The 26,828-nt window shown below is 64.6% G+C and carries 21 protein-coding genes; 18 read left to right on the forward strand and 3 right to left on the reverse strand.

The features are described from left to right. Positions 1 to 11 precede the first annotated feature (11 nt). From GW587_RS23665 to GW587_RS23740, 16 genes are all read left to right on the forward strand, one after another. Complete coding sequence (locus GW587_RS23665) at positions 12 to 962, forward strand: glycoside hydrolase family 43 protein (protein ID WP_166107269.1); 951 nt, start codon at positions 12 to 14, stop codon at positions 960 to 962. Positions 963 to 1,035: 73 nt separating this feature from the next. Continuing rightward, positions 1,036 to 2,100, forward strand: coding sequence for an aldose epimerase family protein (locus GW587_RS23670; protein ID WP_166107271.1), 1,065 nt, complete (start codon positions 1,036 to 1,038; stop codon positions 2,098 to 2,100). Between the two features lie 128 nt (positions 2,101 to 2,228). Next, on the forward strand, positions 2,229 to 3,971 hold the full coding sequence (locus GW587_RS23675) for an IlvD/Edd family dehydratase (protein ID WP_166107272.1): 1,743 nt from the start codon (positions 2,229 to 2,231) through the stop codon (positions 3,969 to 3,971). A 14-nt stretch (positions 3,972 to 3,985) separates the two neighbouring features. Next, on the forward strand, positions 3,986 to 4,978 hold the full coding sequence (gene araD1 / locus GW587_RS23680) for an AraD1 family protein (RefSeq protein ID WP_166107274.1): 993 nt from the start codon (positions 3,986 to 3,988) through the stop codon (positions 4,976 to 4,978). Continuing rightward, entirely contained in the window at positions 4,975 to 6,549 is a 1,575-nt protein-coding gene (locus tag GW587_RS23685) for an aldehyde dehydrogenase (NADP(+)) (protein WP_166107276.1), read from the forward strand. The genes araD1 and GW587_RS23685 overlap by 4 nt, the downstream gene beginning before the upstream one ends. Positions 6,550 to 6,559: 10 nt before the next feature. Beyond that, on the forward strand, positions 6,560 to 7,327 hold the full coding sequence (locus tag GW587_RS23690; protein ID WP_166107278.1) for an SDR family NAD(P)-dependent oxidoreductase: 768 nt from the start codon (positions 6,560 to 6,562) through the stop codon (positions 7,325 to 7,327). 82 nt (positions 7,328 to 7,409) lie between these two features. Next, positions 7,410 to 9,350, forward strand: coding sequence for a glycoside hydrolase family 97 protein (locus GW587_RS23695; protein WP_166107280.1), 1,941 nt, complete (start codon positions 7,410 to 7,412; stop codon positions 9,348 to 9,350). Positions 9,351 to 9,363: 13 nt separating this feature from the next. After that, positions 9,364 to 10,914, forward strand: coding sequence for an alpha-N-arabinofuranosidase (locus GW587_RS23700; protein ID WP_166107282.1), 1,551 nt, complete (start codon positions 9,364 to 9,366; stop codon positions 10,912 to 10,914). Between the two features lie 10 nt (positions 10,915 to 10,924). Next, the gene (locus GW587_RS23705) at positions 10,925 to 11,947 is read left to right on the forward strand and encodes an arabinan endo-1,5-alpha-L-arabinosidase (RefSeq protein WP_166107284.1); all 1,023 of its coding nucleotides are present in this window, start codon (positions 10,925 to 10,927) and stop codon (positions 11,945 to 11,947) included. Then, positions 11,947 to 14,487 (forward strand): glycoside hydrolase family 127 protein, encoded by a 2,541-nt coding sequence (locus tag GW587_RS23710; RefSeq protein WP_166107285.1) that lies wholly within the window; start codon positions 11,947 to 11,949, stop codon positions 14,485 to 14,487. The genes GW587_RS23705 and GW587_RS23710 overlap by 1 nt, the downstream gene beginning before the upstream one ends. 109 nt (positions 14,488 to 14,596) lie before the next feature. Continuing rightward, positions 14,597 to 15,559, forward strand: coding sequence for an ABC transporter substrate-binding protein (locus tag GW587_RS23715; RefSeq protein ID WP_166107286.1), 963 nt, complete (start codon positions 14,597 to 14,599; stop codon positions 15,557 to 15,559). Between the two features lie 3 nt (positions 15,560 to 15,562). Then, a complete protein-coding gene (locus tag GW587_RS23720; protein ID WP_166107288.1) occupies positions 15,563 to 17,116 on the forward strand; it encodes a sugar ABC transporter ATP-binding protein in 1,554 nt (517 codons plus the stop codon). 91 nt (positions 17,117 to 17,207) lie between these two features. Next, the gene (locus tag GW587_RS23725; protein ID WP_166107559.1) at positions 17,208 to 18,239 is read left to right on the forward strand and encodes an ABC transporter permease; all 1,032 of its coding nucleotides are present in this window, start codon (positions 17,208 to 17,210) and stop codon (positions 18,237 to 18,239) included. Beyond that, a complete protein-coding gene (gene yjfF / locus GW587_RS23730; RefSeq protein WP_166107290.1) occupies positions 18,236 to 19,210 on the forward strand; it encodes a galactofuranose ABC transporter, permease protein YjfF in 975 nt (324 codons plus the stop codon). Before GW587_RS23725 ends, yjfF begins: the two co-directional genes overlap by 4 nt. A gap of 69 nt (positions 19,211 to 19,279) precedes the next feature. Beyond that, complete coding sequence (locus GW587_RS23735; protein WP_166107560.1) at positions 19,280 to 20,203, forward strand: glycoside hydrolase family 43 protein; 924 nt, start codon at positions 19,280 to 19,282, stop codon at positions 20,201 to 20,203. A gap of 56 nt (positions 20,204 to 20,259) precedes the next feature. Next, complete coding sequence (locus GW587_RS23740) at positions 20,260 to 21,198, forward strand: LysR family transcriptional regulator (protein WP_166107291.1); 939 nt, start codon at positions 20,260 to 20,262, stop codon at positions 21,196 to 21,198. Here the strand turns inward: GW587_RS23740 and GW587_RS23745 are convergent. Both GW587_RS23745 and GW587_RS23750 read right to left on the reverse strand, forming a co-directional pair. Continuing rightward, positions 21,195 to 21,605, reverse strand: coding sequence for a response regulator (locus GW587_RS23745; protein WP_166107293.1), 411 nt, complete (start codon positions 21,603 to 21,605; stop codon positions 21,195 to 21,197). The two genes, GW587_RS23740 and GW587_RS23745, sit on opposite strands and share 4 nt — an antisense overlap. Further along, on the reverse strand, positions 21,598 to 22,089 hold the full coding sequence (locus GW587_RS23750) for a GAF domain-containing protein (protein ID WP_166107295.1): 492 nt from the start codon (positions 22,087 to 22,089) through the stop codon (positions 21,598 to 21,600). The genes GW587_RS23745 and GW587_RS23750 overlap by 8 nt, the downstream gene beginning before the upstream one ends. Before the next feature lie 103 nt (positions 22,090 to 22,192). On the opposite strand from GW587_RS23750, the gene GW587_RS23755 reads away from it, so the two are divergent. Together GW587_RS23755 and GW587_RS23760 are read left to right on the forward strand one after the other, a co-directional pair. Continuing rightward, complete coding sequence (locus GW587_RS23755; RefSeq protein ID WP_166107297.1) at positions 22,193 to 23,125, forward strand: bifunctional helix-turn-helix transcriptional regulator/GNAT family N-acetyltransferase; 933 nt, start codon at positions 22,193 to 22,195, stop codon at positions 23,123 to 23,125. 75 nt (positions 23,126 to 23,200) lie between these two features. After that, positions 23,201 to 25,609 carry a penicillin acylase family protein gene (locus tag GW587_RS23760; protein ID WP_166107299.1) on the forward strand — a complete coding sequence of 803 codons (2,409 nt, stop codon included), beginning with the start codon at positions 23,201 to 23,203 and terminating at the stop codon, positions 25,607 to 25,609. Here GW587_RS23760 and GW587_RS23765 read toward each other — a convergent pair. Next, positions 25,545 to 26,753 (reverse strand): acyltransferase family protein, encoded by a 1,209-nt coding sequence (locus GW587_RS23765; RefSeq protein WP_166107300.1) that lies wholly within the window; start codon positions 26,751 to 26,753, stop codon positions 25,545 to 25,547. The two genes, GW587_RS23760 and GW587_RS23765, sit on opposite strands and share 65 nt — an antisense overlap. Positions 26,754 to 26,828 lie beyond the last annotated feature (75 nt).

Raw genomic sequence — 26,828 nt, forward strand, 5'->3', positions numbered from 1 at the left:
AAAACGACGTAATGGCAAACGATATCCTCAAGCCGCTGATCGAGCAGCGCGCCGATCCGCACATCTACCGTCACACCGACGGCTATTATTACTTTACCGCGTCGGTGCCGCAGTACGACCGCATCGAACTGCGCCGCGCGACCACCATCGCCGGCCTGGTGAACGCGGAGAAGGTCGACGTATGGCACAAGCCGGACAGCGGCGCTTACAGCGAGCTGGTTTGGGCGCCCGAGCTGCACTTCAACGACGGCGCCTGGTATGTCTACTTCGCCGCCGCGCCGAGCCGCGAGATCAAATACAAGCTGTTCCAGCACCGCATGTACTGCATCCGCAATACCGGCGCCAATCCGCTGGAGGGGAAGTGGGAGTTCATGGGCCAGATCGACACCGCCATCGACACCTTCTGCCTGGACGCGACTACCTTCAAGCACAAGGACCAGCTGTACTACGTCTGGGCGCAAAAGGACGTGGCGATCGAGGGCAATTCCAACATCTACATCGCGCCGATGAAGACGCCGTGGCAATTGGGCGGCGCGCCGGTCATGCTGAGCAAGCCGGAGTTCGACTGGGAGATCCGCGGCTTCTGGGTCAACGAGGGGCCATCGGTTCTGAAAAAGAACGGCAAGATCTTCATCAGCTACTCGGCCAGCGCCACCGACGAAAACTACGCCATGGGCCTGTTGTGGGCCGACGAAAACGCCGACGTGCTGGATCCGGCGTCGTGGACCAAGTCGCCGCAGCCGGTGCTGCAAACCTGCTTCGAACATGGCGTCTATGGACCGGGGCACAACTCGTTTACCGTCGGCGATGATGGCGAAACCGTCATGTTGGTTTATCATGCACGCACCTACACCGAGATTATCGGCGACCCGCTGTGGAATCCGGACCGCCACACCTACGTCAAACCGCTGAAGTGGGACGAGCAGGGCATGCCAGTTTTCGGAAAGCCGTCGATCGCTTAAGCGCGAACGCATCATATTCCGGCGGCCGAGCAGGGTAACTCCGCTCGGCCGCCTTGCTATTAGAGAGCCAACAATGTCGCAACCAACCATCACCGAATCGCCCTTTGGCCAACTGCCGGACGGCCGCGCGGCCACGCTGTACACGCTGACCAACGCCAACGGCATGGTCGCCAGGATCAGCGACCTTGGCGGCGTGATCACCGAACTCCACGTGCCGGACCGCGACGGCGTGTTGGCCGACGTCTGCCTCGGCTACGACGACGTCGCGCCGTACATGGGCGACTCGAACTATTTCGGCGCGCTGATCGGCCGCTACGGCAACCGCATCGCCAACGCCAGCTTCACGCTGGACGGCGAGATCCACAACCTGGACCTCAACGACGGCGCCAATCACCTGCACGGCGGCGCGGAAGGCTTCCACCGCAAGCTGTGGGAGGCTGAAACCTTCGCCACGCCGAAATCGGCGGGCCTGATCCTCAGCTACGTCAGCCCGGACGGCGAGCAGGGCTACCCCGGCAACCTGGAAGTCACCGCGATCTATGAACTGCGCAACGACAACGAGCTGCGCATCGCCTTCCACGCCATCACCGACAAGGCCACGCCGGTCAACCTGACCAACCACGCCTACTTCAACCTCGCCGGCGCGGGCGATATCCTCGGCCACGAACTGACCGTCAACGCCGATGCGTACACGCCGGTCGGCGCCGGCCTGATTCCTCTCGGCGCGCCGCAGCCGGTCGCGGGCACGCCGTTCGACTTCCGCGCGCCGCATGCGATCGGCGCGCGTATCGATCAAGAAGATGAGCAATTGCGCCTGGGCTCCGGCTACGACCACAACTTCGTGCTGAACAAATCTCAGCCCGGCGCGCTGGAAGTGGCCGCGCGCGTGGTCGATCCGGTGTCCGGCCGCGTGCTGGAAGTGCTGTCGCAGGAGCCGGGCGTGCAGTTCTACAGCGGGAACTTCCTCAATGACCAGACCACCGGAAAAGGCCGGATCTACGGCCATCGCAGCGGCTTCTGCCTCGAACCGCAGCATTACCCGGACTCGCCGAATCGCCCCGGCTTCCCGTCGACGATCCTGCGGCCGGGCGAGGAATACACCTCGGTGATGGCTTACCGTTTCTCAATTGCGCAGTGATACTGATTTCGGTATCGATATCGAATAATAATTTATTGGAAAGATATCTCAGTACAACTTAGTATGCTTTATCGATGCAGGGGCATGACATCCACGCCTCCGCACAGGAACATATTGAGGAGATTTGCATGTCCGAGAACGACAAAAAGGTGAAGCTGCGCTCCGCCGAATGGTTTGGTACGCAAGACAAAAACGGCTTCATGTATCGCAGCTGGATGAAGAACCAGGGCATTCCCGACCACGAATTCCAGGGCAAGCCCATCATCGGTATCTGCAACACCTGGTCGGAACTAACCCCCTGCAACGCGCACTTCCGCAAACTGGCGGAACACGTCAAGCGCGGCATCCTCGAAGCGGGCGGCTTCCCGGTCGAATTCCCGGTCTTCTCCAACGGCGAATCCAATCTGCGTCCCACCGCCATGCTGACCCGTAACCTGGCCAGCATGGACGTCGAAGAATCCATTCGCGGCAATCCGATGGACGGCGTGGTGCTGCTGGTCGGTTGCGACAAGACCACCCCGGCGCTGCTGATGGGCGCCGCCTCGGTCGACATTCCGACCATTGTCGTCAGCGGCGGCCCTATGCTGAACGGTAAACTCAACGGCAAGAACATCGGCTCCGGCACCGCCGTGTGGCAGCTGCACGAGCAGGTCAAGGCCGGCGAAATCACCATGCACGAATTCATGTCGGCGGAATCGGGCCACTCCCGTTCCGCAGGCACCTGCAACACCATGGGCACCGCGTCGACGATGGCCTGCATGGCCGAGGCGCTGGGCACCACGCTGCCGCACAACGCCGCTATTCCGGCGGTCGATTCGCGCCGCTACATCCTGGCCCACATGTCCGGCATCCGCGCCGTCGAGATGGTCAAGGAAGGCCTGAACCTGTCGAAGATCCTCAAGCGCGAGAACTTCGAGAACGCGATCCGCGTCAATGCCGCCATCGGCGGTTCGACCAACGCCGTGATCCACCTGAAAGCCATCGCCGGCCGTATCGGCGTCGATCTGGAACTGGAAGACTGGACCCGCGTCGGTCGCGGCACCCCGACCATCGTCGACCTGCTGCCGTCGGGCCGCTTCCTGATGGAGGAGTTCTACTACGCCGGCGGCCTGCCTGGCGCGATCCGCCGCATGGGCGAGGGTAATCTGGTGCCGCATCCGGACGCGTTGACCGTCAACGGCAAGTCGCTGTGGGAGAACTGCAAGGATGCGCCGATCTACGATGACGAAGTGATTCGACCGCTGGAGAAGCCGCTGCTGAAGGACGGCGGCATCTGCATCCTGCGCGGCAACCTGGCGCCGCGCGGCGCGGTGTTGAAGCCGTCGGCGGCGACGCCGGCACTGATGCAGCATCGCGGCCGCGCCGTGGTGTTCGAGGACTTCGAGCATTACAAGTCGCGCATCGTCGATCCGGAGCTGGATGTCGATGCGGATTCGGTGCTGGTGATGAAGAACTGCGGCCCGAAAGGTTATCCGGGCATGGCGGAAGTGGGTAATATGGGCCTGCCGCCCAAATTGCTGGCGGCCGGCGTCAAGGACATGGTCCGCATCTCGGACGCGCGCATGAGCGGTACCGCCTACGGCACCGTAGTGCTGCACGTGGCGCCGGAAGCGATGGCCGGCGGTCCGCTGGGCATCGTCAAGGACGGCGACTGGATCACGCTCGATTGCGCCGGCGGTTTGCTGAACCTGGAGATCTCGGACGCCGAGATGGCCGAGCGCCAGGCGGTCCGCGTGCCGGGCAGCGCGCCGGGTCCGAAGACCGGTTACCAGAAACTCTACATCGAACACGTGCTGCAGGCCGATGAAGGTTGCGACTTCGATTTCCTGGTCGGGAATCGCGGTTCGGCCGTTCCACGTCACTCGCACTAATCACGGAGACACCCATGCTGCTCATACAATTCAAAGACGAACAAGGCGCGCGCCAGGTCGGCGTGCTGGAACAGAACACCATCCGCATCATCGAAGGCTACGCCAGCACCTACGCGCTGGCGCAGGACGCGATCCGCAAATCGGTCGGCCTTGCCGATCTGGCCGACAAATCGGTCGGTTCCGCCACCGCATCGTTCGACGCGGTCGCCGCGGCCGGCCGCCTGCTGCCGCCGCTGGACCACAGCGACGACGCCCACACCTACGTCACCGGCACCGGCCTGACCCACCTGGGCAGCGCCGACACCCGCGACTCCATGCACAAGAAAATCGGCGGCGACGTCGAAGCGCTGAGCGACTCCATGAAGATGTTCCGCCTGGGCGTCGAAGGCGGCAAGCCCGCCGCAGGCGAAGTGGGTGTGCAGCCGGAGTGGTTCTACAAGGGCGACGGCTCGATCGTCGCCGCCAGCGGCCAGGACTTGAGCATGCCCGACTTCTCGCTGGACGGCGGCGAAGAACCCGAAGTGGCCGGCCTGTACGTGATCGGCGACGATGGCCAGCCATACCGCGTCGGCTACGCCATCGGCAACGAGTTCTCCGACCACGTCACCGAACGTAAAAACTATCTGTACCTCGCCCATTCCAAGCTGCGCGCCTGCGGCGTCGGCCCGGCGCTGCTGGTCGGCGAAGCGCCTGCGCACATCCAGGGCACCTCGCGCATCTACGGCACCGACGGCAAGGTGCGCTGGGAAAAGGCGTTCTTCAGCGGCGAGCAGAATATGTCCCACACCATCGCCAACCTGGAGCACCACCACTTCAAGTACCCGCTGTTCAAGCGTCCGGGCGACGTGCACATTCACTTCTTCGGCACCGCGACCCTGAGCGTGGCCGACAACATCGTGGTGCAGCCCGGCGAGATCTTCGAAATCGACGCGCCGCAATTCGGCCCGGCGCTGCGCAACAAGCTGTCCGTGTACAAAACCGACACCGCGAAAGTGACCACCTTATGATCATCACCGGCGATGCGCTGATCGGCGGCCAGTCCGTCAAGGGAACCGGCGCCGCGATCCGCGCCTACAATCCGACGCGGCAAGAGCTGATGGAGCCGGAGTTCTTCACCGTCGATTTCGCGCAGATCGACCAGGCTTGCCGCCTGGCCGACGAAGCCTTCGACACCTTCCGCGCGCTGAGCGACGAGAAGCGCGCGGTGTTCCTGGAGACCATCGCCGAGCAGATCATGGCGCTGGGCGACCTGCTGGTCGAACGCGTGATGGCCGAATCCGGCCTGCCGCGTCCACGCATCGAAGGAGAGCGCGGCCGCACCGTCGGCCAGCTCAAACTGTTTGCCAACCTGCTGCGCGAAGGCTCGTGGAACGACGTGCGCATCGACAAAGCGCTGCCTGATCGGACGCCGCCGCGTCCCGACCTGCGGCTGCGCATGATCGGCCTCGGACCCGTGGCTGTTTTCGCCGCCAGCAACTTCCCGTTGGCTTTTTCCGTCGCCGGCGGCGATACCGCGTCGGCGCTGGCCGCCGGTTGCCCGGTGGTGTTGAAGGCGCATCCGTCCCATCCCGGCACCTCGGAGCTGGTCGGCCGCGCCATCGTCAAGGCGCTCGAGCTCTGCGGCCTGCCGGCCGGCGTGTTCGCGCTGATTAACGGCAGCGGCAACGCCATCGGCCAGGAGCTGGTGCGTCATCCGGCCATCAAGGCGGTCGGCTTCACCGGTTCGCGATTCGGCGGCCTGGCGCTGATGGCGGTCGCTGCGGCGCGTCCGGAGCCGATTCCGGTGTATGCCGAAATGAGTTCGATCAATCCGCTTTTCCTGATGCAGCATGCGTTGGCCGCGCGCGCCGAGGAAATCGCCGCCGGTTTCGCCGGCTCGCTGGTGATGGGCGTGGGGCAGTTGTGCACCAACCCTGGCCTGGTGGTCGGCTTGGCCGGACCGGAGCTGGACCGCTTCGCCAACGCCGCCGCGCAAGCGCTGGCCGGTGGCGCGGCTTGCGCCATGCTGTCGCCGGGGATCGCCGGCAATTTCAAGCGCGGCATCACGCAACTGTCCGAACATGCCGACGTCAAGACGCTGGCCCTGGCGCCGCAGGCGGAAGGCAAGGGCGCTCCGGCGCTGTTCGTCACCAGCGGCGCGGCCTTCCTGGCGCAGCACGCCCTGTCGGAAGAGATTTTCGGACCGGCGTCGCTGGTCGTCGCCTGTAAGGACATGGCGGAGATGCGCCGGATCGCGGCCGGCATGGAAGGCCAGCTGACCGCCACGCTGCAAGTGGACGACGCGGATCTGGAGGCGGCGCGCGAGCTGCTGCCGGTGCTGGAGCGTAAAGTCGGCCGCATCCTGGCCAACGGCTTCCCGACCGGTGTGGAAGTGGCCAGCGCGATGGTGCACGGCGGACCGTTCCCGTCGACCTCCGACGGCCGCAGCACTTCGGTGGGCACTGGCGCGATCACGCGCTTCCTGCGTCCGGTGTCGTACCAGAACCTGCCGCAAGCCTTGCTGCCCGAGGTATTGCGCGATAACGGTACGGCCACCTGGCTGCGCCGCGAAGGCGAGTTGACGCGCAACGGACAATAATGGAGATCGCATGACTCAACTGGCCAAGTTCGGCAGTTTACGCGGCAAGCGCGTATTCATCACCGGCGGCGGCACCGGCATCGGCGAGGCGATGGTGATCTCCTTCGCCGAGCAGGGCGCGCAGGTCGCCTTCGTCGACATCGCGCAGGAAGCCAGCCTGGCGCTGATCCGCCGCGTCAAGGAAGCCGGCTATCCCGAGCCGCTGTTCCGCCAGTGCGACATCACCGACATCCCCGCTTTGCAGGCGACGATGGCCGAGCTGTCGGGCGCCGTCGGCGACTTCGACATCCTGGTCAACAACGCCGCCAACGACCAGCGCCACGACACCGCCGAAGTCACCGTCGATTACTGGAACGAGCGTATCGCCATCAACCAGCGCCCGATGTTCTTCACCTGCCAGGCGGTCCTGCAAGGCATGAAGAGCAAGGGCGCCGGCTCGATCATCAACGTCGGCTCGATCTCCTGGCACGTCAAGAACGCCGGGTATCCGGTGTACGCCACGTCGAAGGCGGCGGTGCACGGCCTGACGCGCGGCCTGGCGCGCGAGTTCGGCGCCCACGGCATCCGCGTCAACACGGTCACGCCGGGCTGGGTCATGACCCAGCGCCAGATCGACCTGTGGCTGGACGATGCGGGGGAGCAGGACATCAAGCGCAATCAGTGCATGCCGACCAAGCTGATGCCGCAGCATGTCGCGTCGATGGTGCTGTTCCTGGCCGCCGACGACGGCGCCATGTGCACCGCGCAGGAATTTATCGTAGACGCCGGCTGGGTATAAAGCCGGCAGCAGCACCGTTCGCCCCCGGAGACAACGCCCAGCATGAGGCGTCGGGGTTATCACCCTAAAAAATGGTAGAACAATGGTGAAGACATTCGTATCCGCTGCGGTGGCCGCCGCCGCAGGCATCGCAAGCGCCGCCACCGCGCAATCGCTGCCAGCGCTGGCGAGCCCCGACAATCATATTCGCGTCACGCTGAACGCCGCCGACGGCGCGTTGACGTACACGATCGCGCGCGACGGCAAGCCGGTACTGCTGGCCTCCGACCTGGGCCTGCAACTGGCCGGCGCGGATCTCGCCTCCGGATTGACGGTCGTGGCCAGCGCCAGGCCCCGGCCGATCGCCGACGACTACCAGATGGCCGTCGGCAAAAAGCGCGACATCAGCTACCGCGCCAACGAACAGACCTTTTCGGTGCAAAACGCCAGGCAGCAGAAGATGGACATCGTCTTCCGCGTGTCGAACGATGGCGTGGCGTTCCGCTACATCGTCGCCGAGCCCTCGCTGCCGCTGAAAAAGCTGGTCGGCGAGCGCACCAGCTTCGCGCTGCCCACCGCCGCCAAGGCCTGGCTGCAGCCGATGTCGGTCGCCCAGACCGGCTGGAGCAACACCAATCCATCGTATGAAGAGCACTACCAGATGGAGATCCCGGTCGGCACCAGGTCGCCGACGCAAGCCGGCTGGGTGTTCCCGGCCTTGTTCCGCACCGGCGCCGGCACGAGCGCTACCTGGCTGGCGATCTCGGAAGCCAGCATGGACGGCAGCTACCAGGCCTCGCGCCTGGCGGCCGATTCCACCGGCGGCAAATACAGCATCGGCACGCCGATGGCGGCGGAGGTCTACACCAACGGCGGCCTGCTGGCCGAAGTGGAAGGCACGCTGACCACCCCTTGGCGCCTGATCGCGCTGGGATCGCTGGCCACCGTCACCAATTCCACGCTGGGCACCGACCTGGCCGCGCCGGCCATCGCCTTCGACAAGCAACTGATCAAACCCGGCCACGCCTCGTGGAGCTGGGCGATCCTGAAGGACGACGGCACCGTCTACGAGGTGCAGAAGCAGTTCATCGACTACGCCGCCGACATGCACTGGGACTACACGCTGATCGACGCCGACTGGGACCGCAAGATCGGCTACGACAGGGTCAAGGAGCTTGCCACCTACGCCGCAGGCAAAGGCGTCGGCATCCTGGTCTGGTACAACTCGTCCGGGCCATGGAACAAGACCGAGTATTCGCCGAAAAGCCAGCTGCTGACGCATGAACAACGCGTCAAGGAATTCAAGCGCCTGCGCGAGATCGGCGTCAAGGGCGTCAAGATCGACTTCTTCGCCGGCGACGGCCAGTCGATGATCGCCTATTACGTCGCGATCCTGCGCGACGCGGCGGACGCCGGCCTGCTGGTCAACTTCCACGGCGCCACGCTGCCGCGCGGCTGGAGCCGCACCTTCCCCAACCTGATGACGGTGGAAGCGGTGAAGGGCTTCGAGTTCACCACCTTCGAGCAGGCCGACCAGGACAAGATGCCGTCGCACGCCGCCATGCTGCCGTTCGCGCGCAACCTGTTCGATCCGATGGACTTCACGCCGATGGTATTTGGCGACATCCCCAACATCAAGCGCGCCAGCCGCAACGGCTTCGAGCTGGCGACGTCGGTGCTGTACCTGTCCGGCATCCAGCACTTCGCCGAGACGCCGGCCGGCATGGCCACCGTGCCGGACTACGTGAAGAACTTCCTGCGCGAGCTGCCGCGCAGCTGGGACGACAGCCGCCTGGTGGACGGCTATCCCGGCAAGTACGCCGTGATCGCGCGCCGCGCCGGCGACACCTGGTACATCGCCGGCATCAACGCCACCGACGCGGATAAAGCGCTGACGCTGGACCTGTCCTTCGTCGGCGGCAAGCAGGGCGTCATCATCGAAGACGGCGCCGGACAGCGCGAGTTCAGCCAGCGCGGCATCGCCGCAGGTAAAAAAGTAGCAGTGACGATGAAGCCGCACGGCGGCTTCGTAATAAAACAATAAATCAGGAGATAAAATGAATCACATCAAACGTGGCGTGCTCGCTCTGTGCCTGCTGGCTTCCGGCGGCGCCTTCGCCGCCGACGCAGTCAGCCTGACCATCGACACCGCCAAGCCGGGCGCCGTCATCAACAAGGATATCTACGGCCAGTTCGCCGAGCACCTCGGCACCGGCATCTATGAAGGTATCTGGGTCGGACCGAAGTCGAAGATCCCGAACACCAAGGGCTGGCGCAACGACGTGGTCGGCGCGCTGAAGGCGATGCACGTGCCGCTGGTGCGCTGGCCGGGCGGCTGCTTCGCCGATGAATACCACTGGAAGGACGGCATCGGCGCGCGCGAGAAGCGTGCGGTCAAGGTCAACACCAACTGGGGCGGCGTGGAGGAGTCCAACGCCGTCGGCACCCACGAGTTCTTCGACCTGGTCGAGATCCTGGGCGCGGACGCCTACGTCAACGGCAATCTCGGTACCGGTAACGCGCAGGAGATGTCGGAATGGATCGAGTACATGACGTCCGACAGCAAATCCACGCTCGCCAACCTGCGCCGCAAGAATGGCCGCGACAAGCCGTTCAAGGTGGCGTACTTCGCCGTCGGCAATGAGGCGTGGGGCTGCGGCGGCAATATGTCGCCGGACTACTACGCTGACCTGTACCGCAACACCGAGACCTTCCTGCGCGCACCGAAGCAGTACCGTCCGAAGATGCTGGCCAGCGGCGGCAACGACAACGACACCACGTGGACCGAGACCCTGAGCCGCCGCCTGAAGGACAAGACGGCCGGCATCAGCTTCCACTACTACACCATCCCGACCGACAAATGGGAAGGCAAGGGCGCGGCCACCGGCTTCAAGGAAAACGAGTGGTTCTCCACGCTGTCCAACACGCTGCGCATGGACGATCACATCGCCCGCAACGTCGCGGTGCTGGACAAGAACGATCCGGAGAAGAAGATCGGCTTCATGGTCGATGAATGGGGCACCTGGTACGACGTGGAGAAGGGCACCAACGCCGGCTTCCTGTTCCAGCAGAACACCTTGCGCGATGCGGTGGTGGCGGCGCTCAACTTCAACATCTTCCACGCCCACGCCGACCGGGTTCGCATGACCAATATCGCGCAGATGGTCAACGTGCTGCAATCGATGATCATCACCGACAAGGACAAGATGGTGCTGACGCCGACCTATCACGCCTACGAGATGTATGTACCGTTCCAGGGCGCGACCTCGCTGCCGCTGACCTTGCAGAACAATCCGAAGTACACGTTGGACGGCAAGAGCATTCCGGAGATTAGCGCTTCGGCGGCGCGCGGCGCGGACGGCAAGCTGTATCTGGCGCTGGTCAACACCAATCCGGGCCAGGCGGCCGATGTGGCGCTGAATATTCCCGGCCAGACGATCAAGGCGGTCAAGGGCCGGGTGCTGACCGCCGAGGCGATGGACGCGCATAATTCGTTCACGACGCCGCAAGCGATCAAGCCGGCGCCGTTCAGCGCCGCCGCCGGTGCGGATGGCAAACTGACCGTCAAGGTTCCGGCCAAGGCCGTGATCGTGGTCGCGGTTGAGTAAAGAGGCCGGCATGAAGTCTGTCTTATCGACGCTGGTGTTCGCGCTGGGCATGGCGGGCCTTTCGGCCTGCGACGCCAAGGAGGTCAGCGTGCACGATCCGGTGATGGCGAAGGAGGGCGATACCTATTACGTGTTCAGCACGGGGCCGGGTATCACCTTCTATAGCTCGACCAATATGCGGGATTGGACGCCGGAAGGGCGGGTCTTCAAGGGGCAGCCGGCTTGGGCAAAGAAGGCTGCGCCGACGTTCGACGATCATATCTGGGCACCGGATGTGCATTTCCATAACGGAAAATACTATTTATATTATTCCGTTTCCGGCTTCGGCAAGAACACATCGGGCATCGGCGTGACCGTCAACAAGACGCTGAATCCGCGTTCGCCGGACTATCGTTGGGAGGACCAGGGCATGGTGTTGCAGTCGGTGCCCTTGCGCGACGACTGGAATGCGATCGATCCAAACGTCATCGAGGATGGCAAGGGCAATGCCTGGATGTCTTTCGGATCCTTCTGGAGCGGGCTGAAACTGGTCAAGCTGAATGCGCAGCTGACCGGTTTGGCCGAGCCGCAGGAGTGGCACGCCATCGCCAGCCGTTCGCGCGGCAAGTCGGTCGCCACTGCCGAGGCGGGGGTGGACGAGATCGAGGCGCCGTTCATTTTCAGGAAGGGTGATTACTATTACCTGTTCGCGTCCTTCGGCTTGTGTTGCAGGAAGGGCGACAGCACTTATCATCTGGTGGTCGGCCGGTCGCGGGAGGTCACCGGGCCTTATGTGGACAAGGAGGGTGTCGACATGCTGAAGGGCGGCGGCTCGCTGCTGATCGCCGGCGACAAGGACTGGAAAGGCCTTGGCCACAACAGCGCCTACACCATGGACGGCAAGGATTACCTGGTGCTGCACGCGTACGAAACCGCCGATAACTATCTGCAGAAGCTCAAGATCATGGAAATGAAGTGGGACGCCAGCGGCTGGCCGACAGTCGATCAGGCGGATTTGAACAAATACCGCAGCAATCAGCTGCCGGCTAGATAATGGCCGCCGCCCCGGACAAGCCTGCGCGACGCCGCGCCTTGCAAGCGGCGGCCGTCGCGGTCGCCGCCGTTGCGTCGCCGCCAGGCGTCGCCCAAGCCGCTGAGGCGCTGACTGCGCGTGCCGGCAAGCCCGTGTCCCCCGGCAGCGGCGGCCGAGCTTCCAGCGACGCCGATGCCGTGCCGCGCCCCGACGCCTTTCCGGTCGAAGCCGCGCCGGCCGACAATGGCCATCCTGACGGCGACGCGCTCGCCAACGGCCCGGTCGCGCTGTTCCCGCTGTCGGCCGTGCGGCTAGGCGCCAGCCCTTTCCTGGAATCCCAACAGACCGATCTCCGCTACATCATGGCGCTGGACGCGGACCGCCTGCTCGCCCCATTCCTGCGCGAAGCCGGCCTGCCGTTGAAGCAGCCGACCTACGGCAACTGGGAATCGAGCGGCCTGGATGGCCACATGGGCGGCCACTACCTGTCCGCGCTGGCGATGATGTACGCCGCCACCGGCGACACCAAAGTCCTCGATCGCCTGAACTACTGCGTGGCGGAGCTGAAGCGCTGCCAGCAAGCCAATGGTGACGGCTACCTCGGCGGCATCCCCGGCGGCGCCAGCGCTTGGCGCGATATCGCCCAAGGCAAGCTACAAGCGGATAACTTCTCAGTCAACGGCAAATGGGTTCCCTGGTACAACCTGCACAAACTCTACGCCGGCCTGCGCGACGCCTACACCTACGGCGGCAACAACGACGCCCGCACCATGCTGATCGCCCTGTGCGACTGGACGCTCGACCTGACCTCGCACCTGAACGAAGAGCAGATGCAATCCATGCTGCGCAGCGAACATGGCGGCATGAACGAAGTCCTGGCCGACATCTCGCAGATGACCGGCCAACAGAAATACATGGACCTGGCGATCCGCTTCTCGCACCAGGCCATCCTGCGACCGCTGGAGGACGGCAAGGACCAACTCACCGGCCTGCACGCCAACACGCAAATTCCGAAAGTGATCGGCTTCAAGCGCATCGGCGACCTCACCGGCCGCCGCGAATGGCAGAACGCGGCGCGGTTCTTCTGGCAGACCGTGCACGACCACCGTACCGTCGCCATCGGCGGCAACAGCGTCAAGGAGCACTTCCACAGCGAGAAGGACTTCTCTTCGATGATCGAGGAAGTGGAAGGCCCGGAAACCTGCAACACCTACAATATGCTGAAGCTCACCGCGTTGCTGTTCACCGGTGACGGCGACGGCGCGTACGCCGACTACTACGAGCGCGCGCTGTACAACCATATCCTGTCGTCGCAGCGCCCGCACAGCGGCGGCTTCGTCTACTTCACGCCGATGCGGCCGAACCACTACCGCGTCTACTCGCAGCCGCAGCAGGCGATGTGGTGCTGCGTCGGCTCCGGCCTGGAAAACCACGCCAAGTATGGAGAATTCATCTACGCCCATCGCGGCGACCAGCTGTACGTCAACCTGTTCATTCCATCGACGCTGGACTGGCGCGAGCAGGGCGTGACGCTGCGCCAGGCCAACCGCTTCCCGGACCAGGACAGCAGCACCATCACCGTCAAGGGCAACAAGACCTTCACGCTGAAGATCCGCCATCCGGGTTGGGTCGAACGGGATGCGCTGCGCATCGCCGTCAACGGCAAGCAGGTCGAGGCCAGCATCGGCGCGGACCGCTACGTCAGCGTGCGGCGCCAGTGGCGCGACGGCGACAAGGTCGAGATCAAGCTGCCGATGAAAACGCGGCTGGAGCAAATGCCCGACAAGTCCAGTTACTACGCGGTGCTGCACGGTCCCGTCGTGCTGGCGGCGAAGACCGATCCCTTCCCGAACGAGAAGCTGAACTTCCTGGCTGACGACTCGCGCATGGGCCACATCGCCAGCGGGCCGATATCCCCACTGGAAGCGGCGCCGGTGCTGGTCAGTGACACGGCGGCCTTCGCCGGCCGCTTCCGCGCGGTGCCGGGCCGCCCGCTGACCTTCGTCGCGCCTGGCCTGGTGCAGGGCAAGCCGGCCGGCGCCACCACGTTCGTGCCGTTCTTCCGTGTGCACGATGCGCGCTACGTCGTCTATTGGCCGTATTCGACGCCGGGCGACCTGAAGTCCAAACGCGCCAAGGCCGCCGAGGACGAGGCGGAGCGCCTGGCGCTGGACGCGCGCACCATCGACCAGGTGGCGCCGGGCGAGCAGCAGCCGGAGTCCGATCACTTTTTCAAGGCCGACGGCGCGGACGCCGGGATCAACAAGGGCCGCCACTGGCGTCATGCCAGCAACTGGTTCAGTTACGAGCTGAGCGACCGCAAGGGCGAAGGGCGCCTGCTGCGGCTGACCTATTCGACCCTGGATGCCGGCCGCCGCTTCGACATCCTGGTCAACGACAGGCTGATCGCCGAGGTCAAGCTGGACGCGACCGCGCCGCAGGAGCTGTACACCCGCGACTATCCGCTGCCCGCAGGGCTGGGCCAGAAGCTGGTGGTCAAATTCGTCGCCCGTGGCGGCTCGATCGCGGGCGGATTGTATGGCTTGCGGCTGCTGCGTTGACATATCCGAATCGATATCAATGTAGTTGAAAATATCATTGGATAGATATTTCTATTTCTCATAGTATGTGACACAGAAAATACATAAAAATCCATCTGGAGACTTTGCTATGACATGCAATCGCAGAACCGTACTGGCCGCCGCATTGGTCGCGGCCTTTACATTGAATACTTCGGCCTTCGCCGCCAAGCCGCTGGTGATCGGCTTCTCGCAGGTCGGCGCCGAAAGCGAATGGCGCACCGCGAACACCGTATCGATCAAGGACGCGGCCAAGAAGGAGGGCATCACCCTCAAGTTCGCCGACGCCCAGCAAAAGCAGGAAAACCAGGTCAAGGCGATCCGCTCCTTCATCGCCCAGCGGGTCGATGTGATCGCGTTTTCGCCGGTGGTGGAATCGGGCTGGGACACGGTCCTGCGCGAAGCCAAGGCGGCCAAGATACCGGTCATCCTTACCGACCGTGCCGTCAACGTCAGCGATCCATCGCTCTACGTGACCTTCATCGGCTCCGATTTCGTCGAAGAGGGCCGCCGCGCGGCGCGCTGGCTGGTCGAGCGCGCGAAGAAGACGCCCGATACCGTTTTGAATATCGTTGAACTACAAGGCACCGTCGGCTCGGCGCCGGCGCTGGACCGCAAGAAGGGCTTCGAAGAGATCATCGCCGGCAATCCGAAGCTGAAGGTGATCCGCTCGCAGACCGGCGACTTCACCCGCGCCAAGGGCAAGGAAGTGATGGAAGCCTTCCTCAAGGCAGAGGGCAAGAAGATCAATGTGCTGTACGCGCACAACGACGACATGGCGATCGGCGCCATCCAGGCGATCGAGGAGGCAGGGCTGAAGCCGGGCAAGGACATCATCGTGATTTCGATCGACGGCGTCAAAGGCGCGTTCGAGGCGATGATCGCCGGGAAGCTGAACGTGACGGTGGAATGCAGTCCGCTGCTCGGCCCTCAGCTGATGCAGATCGCGCGCGATGTGGTGGCCAACAAGCCTGTACCTAAGCGCTTTACGACGCAAGAGGGTGTGTTCCCGGCTGAAGTGGCGGCCAAGGAATTCCCGAACCGTAAATACTAATTTATGAGCACTCTCACTTCCGCGCCCGTTCCGGTGCTGGAGCTGCGTGGCATCAGCAAGGCTTTTACCGGCGTGCAGGCTTTAAGCGGGGTTTCGCTCAAGCTGTATCCGGGCGAGGTGCATACGCTGATGGGGCAGAACGGCGCCGGCAAGTCCACCTTGATCAAGGTGCTGACCGGGGTGTATGCGCCGGACCAGGGGCAGATCCTGCTCGATGGGCGGGCGGTTCATCCCTCTTCGACGCTGGATGCGCAGAACCTCGGTATCAGTACGGTTTATCAGGAGGTGAATCTCTGCCCGAATCTTTCGGTGGCGGAGAATATCTTCATTGGGCGGTATCCGCGCAAGCTGGCCGGCATCGATTGGCGGGGCATGCAGCGGCAGGCGACGGAGCTGCTGGAGCGGATGCAGGTGCGGATCGATGTGTCGCTGCCGTTGGCGCATTATCCGTTGGCGATCCAGCAGATGGTGGCGATTTCACGCGCGCTGCTGGTGTCGGCCAAGGTGCTGATTCTCGATGAGCCGACTTCCAGTCTGGATGAGAAGGAAGTGGAGCTGCTGTTCAGTGTCTTGCGCGGATTGCGCGAGCAGGGGATGGCGATTTTGTTTGTAACGCACTTCCTCGATCAGACCTATGCGATTTCGGATCGCATCACCGTGATGCGCAATGGTGAGCGGGAGGGCGAGTATGCTTGCAGCGATTTGTCGCGGCTGGAGTTGGTCAACAAGATGGTTGGTGCGCCGGCTGGCAGCGTGGCGGCAGGGAGCGCGCCGGCGGCTGGCCTGGGTGCCGCCGCGCCGGTGGCTGCGTCGTCGAAGCTGGCGACCTTGCTGCGCGCCGTGGGACTGGGCCGCAAAGGTGCGCTGATGCCGATGGATATTGAGCTTCGGCAGGGCGAGATGCTGGGCCTTGCCGGCCTGCTGGGCTCCGGCCGCACCGAGGCGGCGCGTTTGCTGTTCGGCGCGGACAAGGCGGACAGCGGCGCCATCACCATCGACGACAAGGAGCGCAGCTTCGCTTCGCCGCGCGACGCCATCGCCGCCGGCATCGGCTTTTGCTCTGAGGACCGCAAGCACGAAGGTGCGATCCTTGAGTTGTCGGTGCGGGAGAATTTGATCCTGGCTTTGCAGGCGCGCGCCGGCATCATGCGGGCGATTCCGCTCAAGCGTCAGCAGCAGCTGGCGGAGGAGTATGTGAAGGCCTTGGGCATCAAGACCGCCAGCATCGAGACGCCTATCGGCTCGCTCTCCGGCGGCAACCAGCAGAAGGTGCTGCTGGCGCGCTGGCTGGTCACCGAACCTCGCCTGCTGATCCTCGACGAGCCGACGCGCGGCATCGACGTGCGCGCCAAGCAGGAGATCATGGATTACGTATCGGCGCTGTGCCGCAAGGGCATGTCGATACTGTTTATTTCGTCCGAGCTGCCGGAGGTGCTGCGCGTCAGCGACCGCATCGTCGTCATGCGCGACCGCAAGGCCGGCGGCGAGTATCCGCGCGGCGCGCTGGACGAAACCTCCGTGCTGCACGTGATCGCGGCGGGAGCCGATCATGAATAAGCCCGCCGACGTCTCCGCCGGCCTCGCCGACGCCTCCAGTGCGGCCGCCGCGCCAGCCGCGCGCGCGCCTGTCAACCCTTCCAGAGTATCCATGTTCGTGCGTCACCCACTTTTCCGGCCGCTGGCCGCGCTGGCGATCCTGCTGCTGATCGACTTGATCATGATCCCCGGTTTCTTCCACCTGGAGATCAAGGACGGCCACCTGTACGGCAGCTTGATCGACATCGCCAATCGCGCCGCGCCGCTGATCCTGGCCGCCCTCGGCATGACGCTGGTGATCGCTACGCGCGGCATCGACATCTCGGTCGGCGCCACGGTCGCCATCAGCGGCACGGTGGCCGCGATGCTGATCGGCGGCACCATGGTGATGCAGAACGGCGTTCCCGAATATGTCGCCAACACTCCGATGGTCTGGGCGCTGTGCGCCGCAATGGGCGCGGCCCTGCTGTGCGGCGCGTGGAACGGCATACTGGTCGCAGGCCTCGGCCTGCAACCCATCGTCGCCACCCTGATCCTGATGGTGGCCGGACGCGGCCTGGCGCAACTGCTGACCGACGGCCAGATCGTCACCGTCTACTACAAGCCGTTCTTCTTCCTCGGCAGCGGCTACCTGTTTGGACTGCCGTTCTCGATCTACATCGTCGCCGCCGTATTCCTGGTCACTGCGCTGTTGATGCGCAAGACCGCGCTCGGTTTGTTCATCCAGTCGGTCGGCATCAACCCGGTCGCCGCGCGGCTGGCGGGACTGAAGACGGCCGTGCTGATCTTCTTCGTCTACGTTTTCTGCAGCGCCTGTGCCGGCGTGGCCGGGCTGATGATCACCTCCAACATCAAGAGCGCCGACGCCAACAACGCCGGCCTGCTGCTGGAACTGGACGCCATCCTGGCCGTGACGCTGGGCGGCACCTCGCTGGCCGGCGGCAAATTCAGCCTGGCCGGCAGCGTGATCGGCGCCCTGATCATCCAGACGCTGACCTATACCATCTACTCGATCGGCCTGCCGCCGGAAGTGAACATGGTGGTCAAGTCGGTGGTGGTGTTCCTGGTCTGCCTGTCGCAATCGGCCGAATTCAAAACCATGTGGCGCCGTGCTTTCCCGGCTCGCGTGAAAGGTAACGCATGACCAACACACGTTCGCTGACGTCGTCGCCGTATTTCACCTCGCTGGTCACGGTGGCATTGCTGCTGGTGCTGCTGGGCGCGGGCGGCTGGGCGTATCCCGGCTTCCTGTCGGAGCAGGTACTGTTCAACCTCCTGATCGACAACGCCTTCCTGCTGGTGATCGCGGTCGGTATGAGCTTCGTCATCATCTCCGGCGGCATCGACCTGTCGGTCGGCTCGGTGCTGGCGCTGACCACGATGATCTCCGCCTGGCTGCTGCAAACCTGGCACTGGCCGCCGCTGGTGGTGATCGCCATCTCGCTGGCGATCGGCGCCGGCTTCGGCGCCGCGATGGGCGCGCTGATCCACTACTTCAAGCTGCAACCGTTCATCGTCACGCTGGCCGGCATGTTCCTGGCGCGCGGCCTGTGCTACCTGATCAGCATCAATTCGATCACCATCGACGACCCGACCTTCGTCGCGGTCTCGCAAGCGCAGCTGCCGGTGCTGGGCGGCTTCATCTCGCCGGGCGCGCTGATCGCGCTGATCACGCTGGCGGTCGCGATCTACGTCGCCCACTGCACGCCGTTCGGCCGTGCCATCTACGCGGTCGGCGGCAACGAGCAATCGGCGCTGATGATGGGGCTGAGGGTGGGGCGCACCAAGGTGCTGATCTACGCCTTCAGCGGCTTCTGCGCCGCGCTGGCCGGAGTGCTGTTCTCGTTCTACATGTTGTCCGGCTACGGCCTGCACGCGCAGGGCACCGAGCTGGACGCGATCGCCGCCGTCGTCATCGGCGGCACGCTGCTCAGCGGCGGCTACGGCTATGTGGCCGGCGCGCTGTCCGGCGTGCTGGTGCTGGGCGCGATCCAGACGCTGATCGCCTTCGACGGCACGCTCAGCTCCTGGTGGACCAAGATCGTGATCGGCGGCCTGCTGTTCATCTTCTGCGTGGTGCAACGCCTGATGGCCATCGGCGCCGCGAAAAAATAATAACGTCACAAACTGGAGAGCGCTTTGAAAAACAATGCATCGAAACTCGCCGCCATCGCAGCGGCGGGCATGCTGGCGGGCGTCGCGCAAGCGGCCAATCCGCTGCTGCCCAAACTGTACACCGCCGATCCGGCGGCGCTGGTCGACAACGGCATGGTCTATCTGTACGTCGGCCATGACAGCGCGGAGCCGGCCGGCAAGGACTACGTGATGAAGGAATGGCGCCTGTACAGCAGCTGCGACATGAAGAACTGGACCGACCGCGGCTCGCCGATCCAGCCGTCCGCGTTCAAATGGGCCATCGGCAAAGTCGACGCCTGGGCCGCCGACATCACCAAGCGCGATGGCAAATACTACTTCTACGCGACGGTCGATCACGCCAGCATCCCCGGCCGCGCCATCGGCGTCGCCGTCTCCGACAAGCCGGAAGGTCCGTTCGTCGATGCGCGCGGCTCGGCGCTGGTCAGCAACGACATGACGCTGGAAGCGCCGATCGCCTGGGACGACATCGACCCCGGCGTGTTCACCGACGATAACGGCCAGGCCTATCTCTACTGGGGCAACACGGTGCTGAAGTACGCCAAGCTCAAAGCCAACATGACCGAATTCGACGGTCCCATCGTCACCGTCGGCATGGACCGCTTCACCGAAGCGCCTTACCTGCACAAGCACAACGGCACCTACTACCTGTCGTACTCGCGCGACTTCCCCGAGGAGACCGCGTACATGACCGGGCCGAGTCCGACCGGCCCATGGCATTATCGCGGCGTGATCATGGCGAAGAACGCCAAGGTCAAGACCATCCACCAGGCCATCATCGATTTCAACGGCAAGAGCTACATCTTCTACCATAACGCCAAGCTGCCCGGTGGCGGCGAGTTCCGGCGTTCGGTCGCGGTGGAGGAGTTCGCGTACAACGCCGACGGCACCATCCCGTTCATCAAGCAGACCAGGGAAGGCCCTGCAGCCAATCCTGGACCGGCGTGCAAGTGATATCCGAACAGTCGATATTGCGTAACCATCAATATCGATTGTGATATCATTTTTCCATGGATACTAACCCTAACTGGTTCTTGCGCGCGCGCCTCAAGACACGGCAGCTGTTGCTGCTGATCGCGCTCGACGAACAACGCAACATCCATCGCGCCTCCGAGGAGCTGCACATGACGCAGCCGGCGGCGTCGAAGCAGCTCAAGGACCTGGAGGAGATGCTGGGCGTGCAGCTGTTCGACCGGCTGCCGCGCGGCATGGAGCCCACCATCTACGGCGAGACGATGATCCGTCACGCCCGCATGGCGCTGACCAGCCTCTCGCTCGCGCACGAGGACATCGTCGCCATCAAGGCCGGCTTGAGCGGGCAGGTCGACATCGGCACCATCATGACGCCGGGGATCGCGCTGCTGCCGCAGGCGATCACGCGCACCAAGCAGCAGGCGCCGAAGCTGCGCATCGGCGTCGAGATGGAGCAGTCCAACATCCTGCTGGAGCAGTTGCAGCGCGGGCGGCTGGACTTCATGATCGGCCGCATTCCGGAGCGCGAAAGCGCGGCGGGCCTGAGCTACGAGGAACTGGGCGACGAGCCGGCCTGCGCGGTGGTGCGGCCCGGCCATCCGCTGCTCAAGTCCAGGAACCTGCAACTGCGCGACATCTACAACCAGCCGTGGATCCTGCCGCCGCAGGGCAGCATCCTGCGCGCGCGCTGCGAGCTGATGTTCCGTCGCGCCGGGCTGGAGGTGCCGGTCAACGTGGTCGACACCACGGCGGTGCTGCTGATCAAACCGCTGCTGCAGCAGACCGACGCGCTGAACGTGATGCCGATCGCGGTGGCGCGCTATTACGAATCGCAGGGTGTGCTGAATATCCTGCCGATCGAGCTGCCGTGCCGCATGGACGCCTACGGCATCATCACCGTCGACGGTCACATCCTGTCGCCCGGCGCCGAGCTGCTGCTCAAGGCGGTGCGCGAGGTGGCCAAGGAGCTTTACTAGTACTGGCGCGGCGTATTCGGGTTGAAGGTGGCGAAGGCGTCCAGCAGCACCTTGGCGCGGAAGGGTTTGAGGATCACGCGGGTGACGCGGCGTTCGCGCAGTTCCTTCAGCAGATCGGTGGTGGCGTGGTCCACCATGACGGCGATGGGTATCGTCGGCATGCTGGCCGAGCCGCCGTTGCGGACCTTGTCCAGCAGGGACAGGTTGTATCCGCAGCCTTCGCCGGTGCCGCAATCCAGCGAAATCACCGCGCCGTTGAAGGAGCGCTCGCGCAGCATGCGCTCGGCCGCCTGCATCGTGGCCGCTTCGTGGATCGTTCCCAGCCCCAGCGAACGCGCCGTCAGCGAGACCGTCTTGCGCAATAGCGTTTGCTCTTCCACCAGCAGCATGTTCAGGTGTTCAGGCATGTTTGGCCTCCATCTCTTCCAGCAGCAGGTCGCGCAGCGTGGTCAGGATCGCCATCTCGGTGGCGTCCAGCTGGCGCGGCTTGTGGTCGATCAGGCACAGCGTGCCGACCGCGAATCCCGACGCCAGCTTCAACGGCGCGCCGGCGTAAAAGATCACGTACGGCTCGCCGGTGACGATGGGGTTGTCGGCGAAGCGTTCGTCGGCGCGCGCGTCGGGGATGACGAAGATGTCGGGTTGCAGGATGGCGTGGCCGCAGAAGGAGATGTCGCGCGCGGTCTCGCAGGCGTCCAGGCCGACGTTGGCCTTGAACCACTGGCGGTTCTCGTCGATCAGCGATAGCAGCGCGATCGGCATGTCGAATTCGCTGGCCGCGAACTGCACGATCTTGTCGAAGCGTTCCTCCGGCGGAGTGTCGAGAATCAGCAACGCGCGCAGCGCCGCCAGCCGTTCTTTGTCATTGTCGGGAATCGGGGCAGCTAGCATGGCGGGGCCGTGTAGTGATGTTATCCGGACTCTAACACCTGAGCCACATGCCTGCAAGAACACGATATAATGTTGACTCAGTCAACCATGTTGGAGTTTTTCCATGTCAGCTTTTGACGACCGTGTTGCTGCGGTCCGTTCGTTCAACCGATTCTTCACGCGCCAGATCGGCGTGCTGCGCGAGGGCCTGCTGCACAGCGATTACACGCTGACCGAGATGCGGGTGCTGTACGAGCTGGCGCACCAGGGCGACCAGCCCGCCGCCGCGCTGGGCCGCGACCTTGGACTGGATCGCGGTTACCTGAGCCGCATCCTGGCCAAGTTCGAGGGCGCCGGCATGGTGGCCAAGGTGCCGTCGGCGACCGACGGCCGTTCCAAGCTGCTGCATCTGACCGAGCGGGGACGCGCCGTCTACGAGCCGCTGGACCGCCGCTCGCGCGAGGAGGTCGGCGATTTGCTGATGCGCTTCGAGGAACCCGACCAGCTGCGCATGCTCGACGCGATGCGCACCATCCGCGAACTGCTCGACGCGGGCAGCGGCATGAAGTATGCGCAGCCCTTCGTGCTGCGCGCGCACCGCGCCGGCGACATGGCGTGGATCACGCGTCGTCACGGTGAGCTGTACACGGCGGAGCAGGGCTGGGACGGCAGCTTCGGCGCGCTGGTCGGCGAGATCTGTGCGGACTTCGAGCGCAATTTCGATCCGGTGCTGGAGCATTGCTGGATCGCGGAGATGGGCGGCCGGCAGGTCGGCTCGATCGCGTTGGCGCGCAGCGGCGAGGACGGCGTCGGCAAATTGCGGCTGCTGCTGGTGGAGGCGGAGGCGCGCGGTTACGGCCTCGGTTCGCGGCTGGTGGAGGAATGCCACGCGTTCGCGCGCGCGGCGGGCTATCGCAAGATGCGCTTATGGACCACGGACCAGCAGAAGGAGGCGCGCCAGATCTATCGCGGCAAGGGTTACGTTTTGATAGCCGAGGAGCCGGTGCACGCCTTCGGCCAGGACATGGTCAATGAAACCTGGGAGCTGGATCTGTAACGTAAACCATACGATTGCCTCACCGCGCGATTCTCTGGCACTATTCGCAACTCTCATCAAAATTTCGGGGAATGTATGCGGACGAGCAAAGTCGCGGTGTGGTCCAAGCGGATTTTATTGACGGCGCTGGCTTTGCTGGTGCTGCTCGTCGTGGCGGGGTGGCTTTACCTGCGCGGCAGCCTGGCCAAGCTGGAAGGGACGCAGCAGGCGCCCGGCCTGGAGACCACCGCCACCGTCGCCCGCGACGCGCACGGCGTGCCGCTGATCAGCGGCGGCAGCCGGCTCGACGTGGCTTACGCCACCGGCTTCGTGCACGCGCAGGAGCGCTTCTTCCAGATGGACCTGCTGCGCCGCGTCTCGGCCGGCGAGTTGTCGGAGCTGTTCGGCCCACGCGCGGTGGGCGTCGATAAATCGCATCGCCTGCATCGCTTCCGCGCCCGCGCCGAGCTGGCATTGAAGGCGCTGCCGGCCGAGGACCGCGCGCTGCTCGACCGCTACGCCGCCGGCGTCAACGCGGGTCTGAACGCCCTGAGCGCCAAGCCGTTCGAATACGCGCTGGTCGGCATGTCGCCACGCGCATGGTCGGCGTCGGATTCGCTGCTGGTGATCTGGGCCATGTACTTCGACCTGCAAGGCAACCAGGAATCGCGCGAACTGTCGCGCGGCTGGTTCAAGGACCACGCGAGCGAAGAACAGCGCGCCTTCCTGTCGCCGGAATCCACGCCGTGGGACGCGCCGCTGGATGCGCAATCGGTGCCCGCAGCAGACGTCGTGATCCCGGCAGCGCCGCCGGCCTGGTGGGGCAAGCCGCGCGCCGCGCAAAACACGTCCGCGCCGCGCATGGCGGCGGCCGAATTCCTCAACACCGTGGGCAGCAACAACTGGGCGGTGGCCGGCAGCCGCAGCGACACCGGCGCCGCCATCGTCGCCGACGACATGCACCTCGGGATCAACCTGCCGGCCATCTGGTATCGCGCCGCGCTGCAATTCCCGGACGCGAAGGGCGGCCAGCGCCGCGTGGTCGGCGTCACGCTGCCCGGCGCGCCGGTGGTGGTGGTCGGCAGCAACGGCCACGTGGCTTGGGGCTTCACCAACAGCTACGGCGATTACCTCGACCTGATCGCGCTCGACACCGATGCCGCCAAGCCGGGCCAGGTGCGCACGCAGGCCGGCTGGGAAACGCCGGTGCTGCACGAAGAGACCATCCTGGTCAAAGGCGCGGCGGCGGAGAAGTTCGCCGTGCGCGAAACCTCGCTCGGTCCGATCCGCGAGTCGGCAGGCCGCAGCTACGCCATCCACTGGACCGCGCACACGCCGGCCGCCGTCAACGTCAACGCGCGCAAGCTGGAATTCGCCGACACGCTGGACCAGGCGCTGGCGATCGCGCCGACGCTGGGCATACCGGCGCAAAACTTCGTCGGCGGCGACGACAAGGGCAATATCGGCTGGACCATCGCCGGCCCGCTGCCGCGCCGCGCGCAGCAAGGGATGGCGAGCACCTATCCCTTGAGCGTGGACGACCAGGCCGGCGTGTGGAACGGTTGGCTGACGCCGGAGGAATATCCGAAGGTGGTCAATCCCGTCAGCGGCCACCTGGCCACCGCCAACAGCCGCCAGCTTGCCGGCAGCGGCGCCGATCTGATCGGCGACGGCGGCTACGATCTCGGCGCGCGCACTCACCAGGTGCGCGACAATCTGGCCGCGCTGGGCGACAAGACCGATGTGAAGAAGGTGTACGCGATCGGCCTGGACGACCGCGCCGTGTTCCTCGCAGCCTGGCGCGAACGCGCCATCCTCACGCTGGACGAAGGCGCCATCAAGAACCAGTCGAAACGCGCCGAGGCGCTGAAGATGCTGAAGGAGGGCTGGACCGGCCACGCCAGCGTGGACTCGGTCGGCTACCGTATCACGCGCGCCTACATGTACGCGCTGTACGACATCCTGTACGACGGCGCCAACGAGGAGCTGGCCAAGCTCGATCCGAAGGCCAGCATGTCGGCGGTGTCGTCGCGCTGGCCGGTGGTGATCGCGCGCTTGCTGGATCAGCAGCCTGTCGCGTGGCTGCCGCCGCAGTACGCCAGCTGGCAGGCCTTGCAACTGGCCGCGCTGGACCGCGTGGTGGATGACTTGACCAAGGATGGCAAGCCGCTGGTGGCGGCGACCTGGGGCCAGCGCAATACGGCGGCCAGCGCGCATCCGATGGCGTCCGCCGTGCCGCTGTTGGGCAAATACCTGAAGGTGGCGCCGGATATGCTGGCCGGCGACCAGCACATGCCGCGCGTGGCGGGACCGACCTTCGGCCAGTCGGAGCGGCTGACGGTCTCGCCGGGCAAGGAGGAGCAGGGCATCTTCAACATGCCGGCGGGGCAGAGCGGCCACCCCTTGTCGCCGTGGTTCATGGACGGCCGCACCGATTGGCTTACAGGGCGGGAGTCGCCGCTGCTGCCGGGGCCTGCGCAACATACGCTGACGTTTGTGAAGTAATCCGGCCCAGGCCGAACAGTGGTCGCAGCACCGCGACGCGGCGCACGACTTCGAACACGCCGAAGCTGATGCTGAAGGTCAGCACGATCAGCAGCGCGCCTTCGGTGCCGGGCGCCAGCTTCAGCGGCTTGAGCCAGTGCGCCATCGACACGATCAGCGTCTGGTGCAGGATGTAGACCGGGAACACGGCTTCGGTCAGGTAGCGGCGCTTGGCGCTGTCGAAGGCCAGGTGGCGATGGCCGAAACCGCAGATGGCCAGGATCGGCGCCCATTGGCCCAGGCAGTAGACCATGCGCAGCAGCGGCTTCCATTGCGCCACGTCGGTCGTCAGCATCGTTTCCGGGATCGACCAGTAGATCACGACCATCGCCCAGCTGGCGAGCCACAAGCCAAGGCTGGTCCAGCGCAGGCCGTCCACTTTGGCCCAGAAGCCGTTCTGCGTCGCCAGCATCACGCCCAGCACGAACAGCGAGAAGTATTGTGCGTGGTTGTACCAGTCGCGGGTCAGGTTGTGGGTGGAGGGGAAGCTGTCGGCCAGCGCGAAGCGGGCGATGGCCAGCACGATCGTCGGCAGCACGATGATTTTCCAGCCGGTCAGCTGGCGGCCCAGCGCGTCGGCGCAGGCCTGGAGGAGCGCGCCGCCCATCGCCCAGGCGACGCCGCCGATGATCATCGTGTATGCCCACAGGTAGATGACAAACCACAGGTGGTTCCAGGTCGGCATGCTGAGGCAGTCGTCGCCCCGGCAGAAGCCGTGGTAGCCGCTGACGTAGAGGCGCATGAATTCGCCGTAACCGCCTTGGTAGGCGACTTTTTCCACCACTTCGAAATACGCTTGCGGTGGCACGATCACCAGCATGCCGAACACCAGCGGCACCAGCAGGCGCCAGCTGCGTTGCTTGAGCAGCGCGCCGACGCGCATCTTTTTCAGCATGAAGGCGGTGGCGACGCCGGAAATCATGAACAGCAGGCCAAGGCGCCATGGCGACGACAGGATCATCAGCGGTTCGATGGCGGTGCTGGCGTACGGGCTCTTGACGTGCCAGTCCCAGCTCACGTAGTACATGCCGGTGTGATAGAAGATCAGCACGAAGAAGGCGAAGATGCGGATCCAGTCGAGGAAGTAGAGGCGGTTGTTGTTCATTGTTGGCTCCTTGGTTGATGGAGCCAGATTACGGAGGCGGCCGGGCGGCGTCCAGCGTCGTGGGGCGAATTGGGC

The organism is Duganella aceris (assembly GCF_011090165.1).
GTDB lineage: Bacteria > Pseudomonadota > Gammaproteobacteria > Burkholderiales > Burkholderiaceae_D > Rugamonas > Rugamonas aceris.

Excerpts from the sequence above, each read along its gene's own strand:
- GW587_RS23665 (WP_166107269.1), top strand. The coding sequence starts at position 12 with ATGGCAAACGATATCCTCAAGCCGCTGATCGAGCAGCGCGCCGATCCG.
- GW587_RS23670 (WP_166107271.1), top strand. The coding sequence starts at position 1,036 with ATGTCGCAACCAACCATCACCGAATCGCCCTTTGGCCAACTGCCGGAC.
- GW587_RS23675 (WP_166107272.1), top strand. The coding sequence starts at position 2,229 with ATGTCCGAGAACGACAAAAAGGTGAAGCTGCGCTCCGCCGAATGGTTT.
- araD1 (WP_166107274.1), top strand. The coding sequence starts at position 3,986 with ATGCTGCTCATACAATTCAAAGACGAACAAGGCGCGCGCCAGGTCGGC.
- GW587_RS23685 (WP_166107276.1), top strand. The coding sequence starts at position 4,975 with ATGATCATCACCGGCGATGCGCTGATCGGCGGCCAGTCCGTCAAGGGA.
- GW587_RS23690 (WP_166107278.1), top strand. The coding sequence starts at position 6,560 with ATGACTCAACTGGCCAAGTTCGGCAGTTTACGCGGCAAGCGCGTATTC.
- GW587_RS23695 (WP_166107280.1), top strand. The coding sequence starts at position 7,410 with ATGGTGAAGACATTCGTATCCGCTGCGGTGGCCGCCGCCGCAGGCATC.
- GW587_RS23700 (WP_166107282.1), top strand. The coding sequence starts at position 9,364 with ATGAATCACATCAAACGTGGCGTGCTCGCTCTGTGCCTGCTGGCTTCC.
- GW587_RS23705 (WP_166107284.1), top strand. The coding sequence starts at position 10,925 with ATGAAGTCTGTCTTATCGACGCTGGTGTTCGCGCTGGGCATGGCGGGC.
- GW587_RS23710 (WP_166107285.1), top strand. The coding sequence starts at position 11,947 with ATGGCCGCCGCCCCGGACAAGCCTGCGCGACGCCGCGCCTTGCAAGCG.
- GW587_RS23715 (WP_166107286.1), top strand. The coding sequence starts at position 14,597 with ATGACATGCAATCGCAGAACCGTACTGGCCGCCGCATTGGTCGCGGCC.
- GW587_RS23720 (WP_166107288.1), top strand. The coding sequence starts at position 15,563 with ATGAGCACTCTCACTTCCGCGCCCGTTCCGGTGCTGGAGCTGCGTGGC.
- GW587_RS23725 (WP_166107559.1), top strand. The coding sequence starts at position 17,208 with ATGTTCGTGCGTCACCCACTTTTCCGGCCGCTGGCCGCGCTGGCGATC.
- yjfF (WP_166107290.1), top strand. The coding sequence starts at position 18,236 with ATGACCAACACACGTTCGCTGACGTCGTCGCCGTATTTCACCTCGCTG.
- GW587_RS23735 (WP_166107560.1), top strand. The coding sequence starts at position 19,280 with ATGCTGGCGGGCGTCGCGCAAGCGGCCAATCCGCTGCTGCCCAAACTG.
- GW587_RS23740 (WP_166107291.1), top strand. The coding sequence starts at position 20,260 with ATGGATACTAACCCTAACTGGTTCTTGCGCGCGCGCCTCAAGACACGG.
- GW587_RS23745 (WP_166107293.1), bottom strand. The coding sequence starts at position 21,605 with ATGCCTGAACACCTGAACATGCTGCTGGTGGAAGAGCAAACGCTATTG.
- GW587_RS23750 (WP_166107295.1), bottom strand. The coding sequence starts at position 22,089 with ATGCTAGCTGCCCCGATTCCCGACAATGACAAAGAACGGCTGGCGGCG.
- GW587_RS23755 (WP_166107297.1), top strand. The coding sequence starts at position 22,193 with ATGTCAGCTTTTGACGACCGTGTTGCTGCGGTCCGTTCGTTCAACCGA.
- GW587_RS23760 (WP_166107299.1), top strand. The coding sequence starts at position 23,201 with ATGCGGACGAGCAAAGTCGCGGTGTGGTCCAAGCGGATTTTATTGACG.
- GW587_RS23765 (WP_166107300.1), bottom strand. The coding sequence starts at position 26,753 with ATGAACAACAACCGCCTCTACTTCCTCGACTGGATCCGCATCTTCGCC.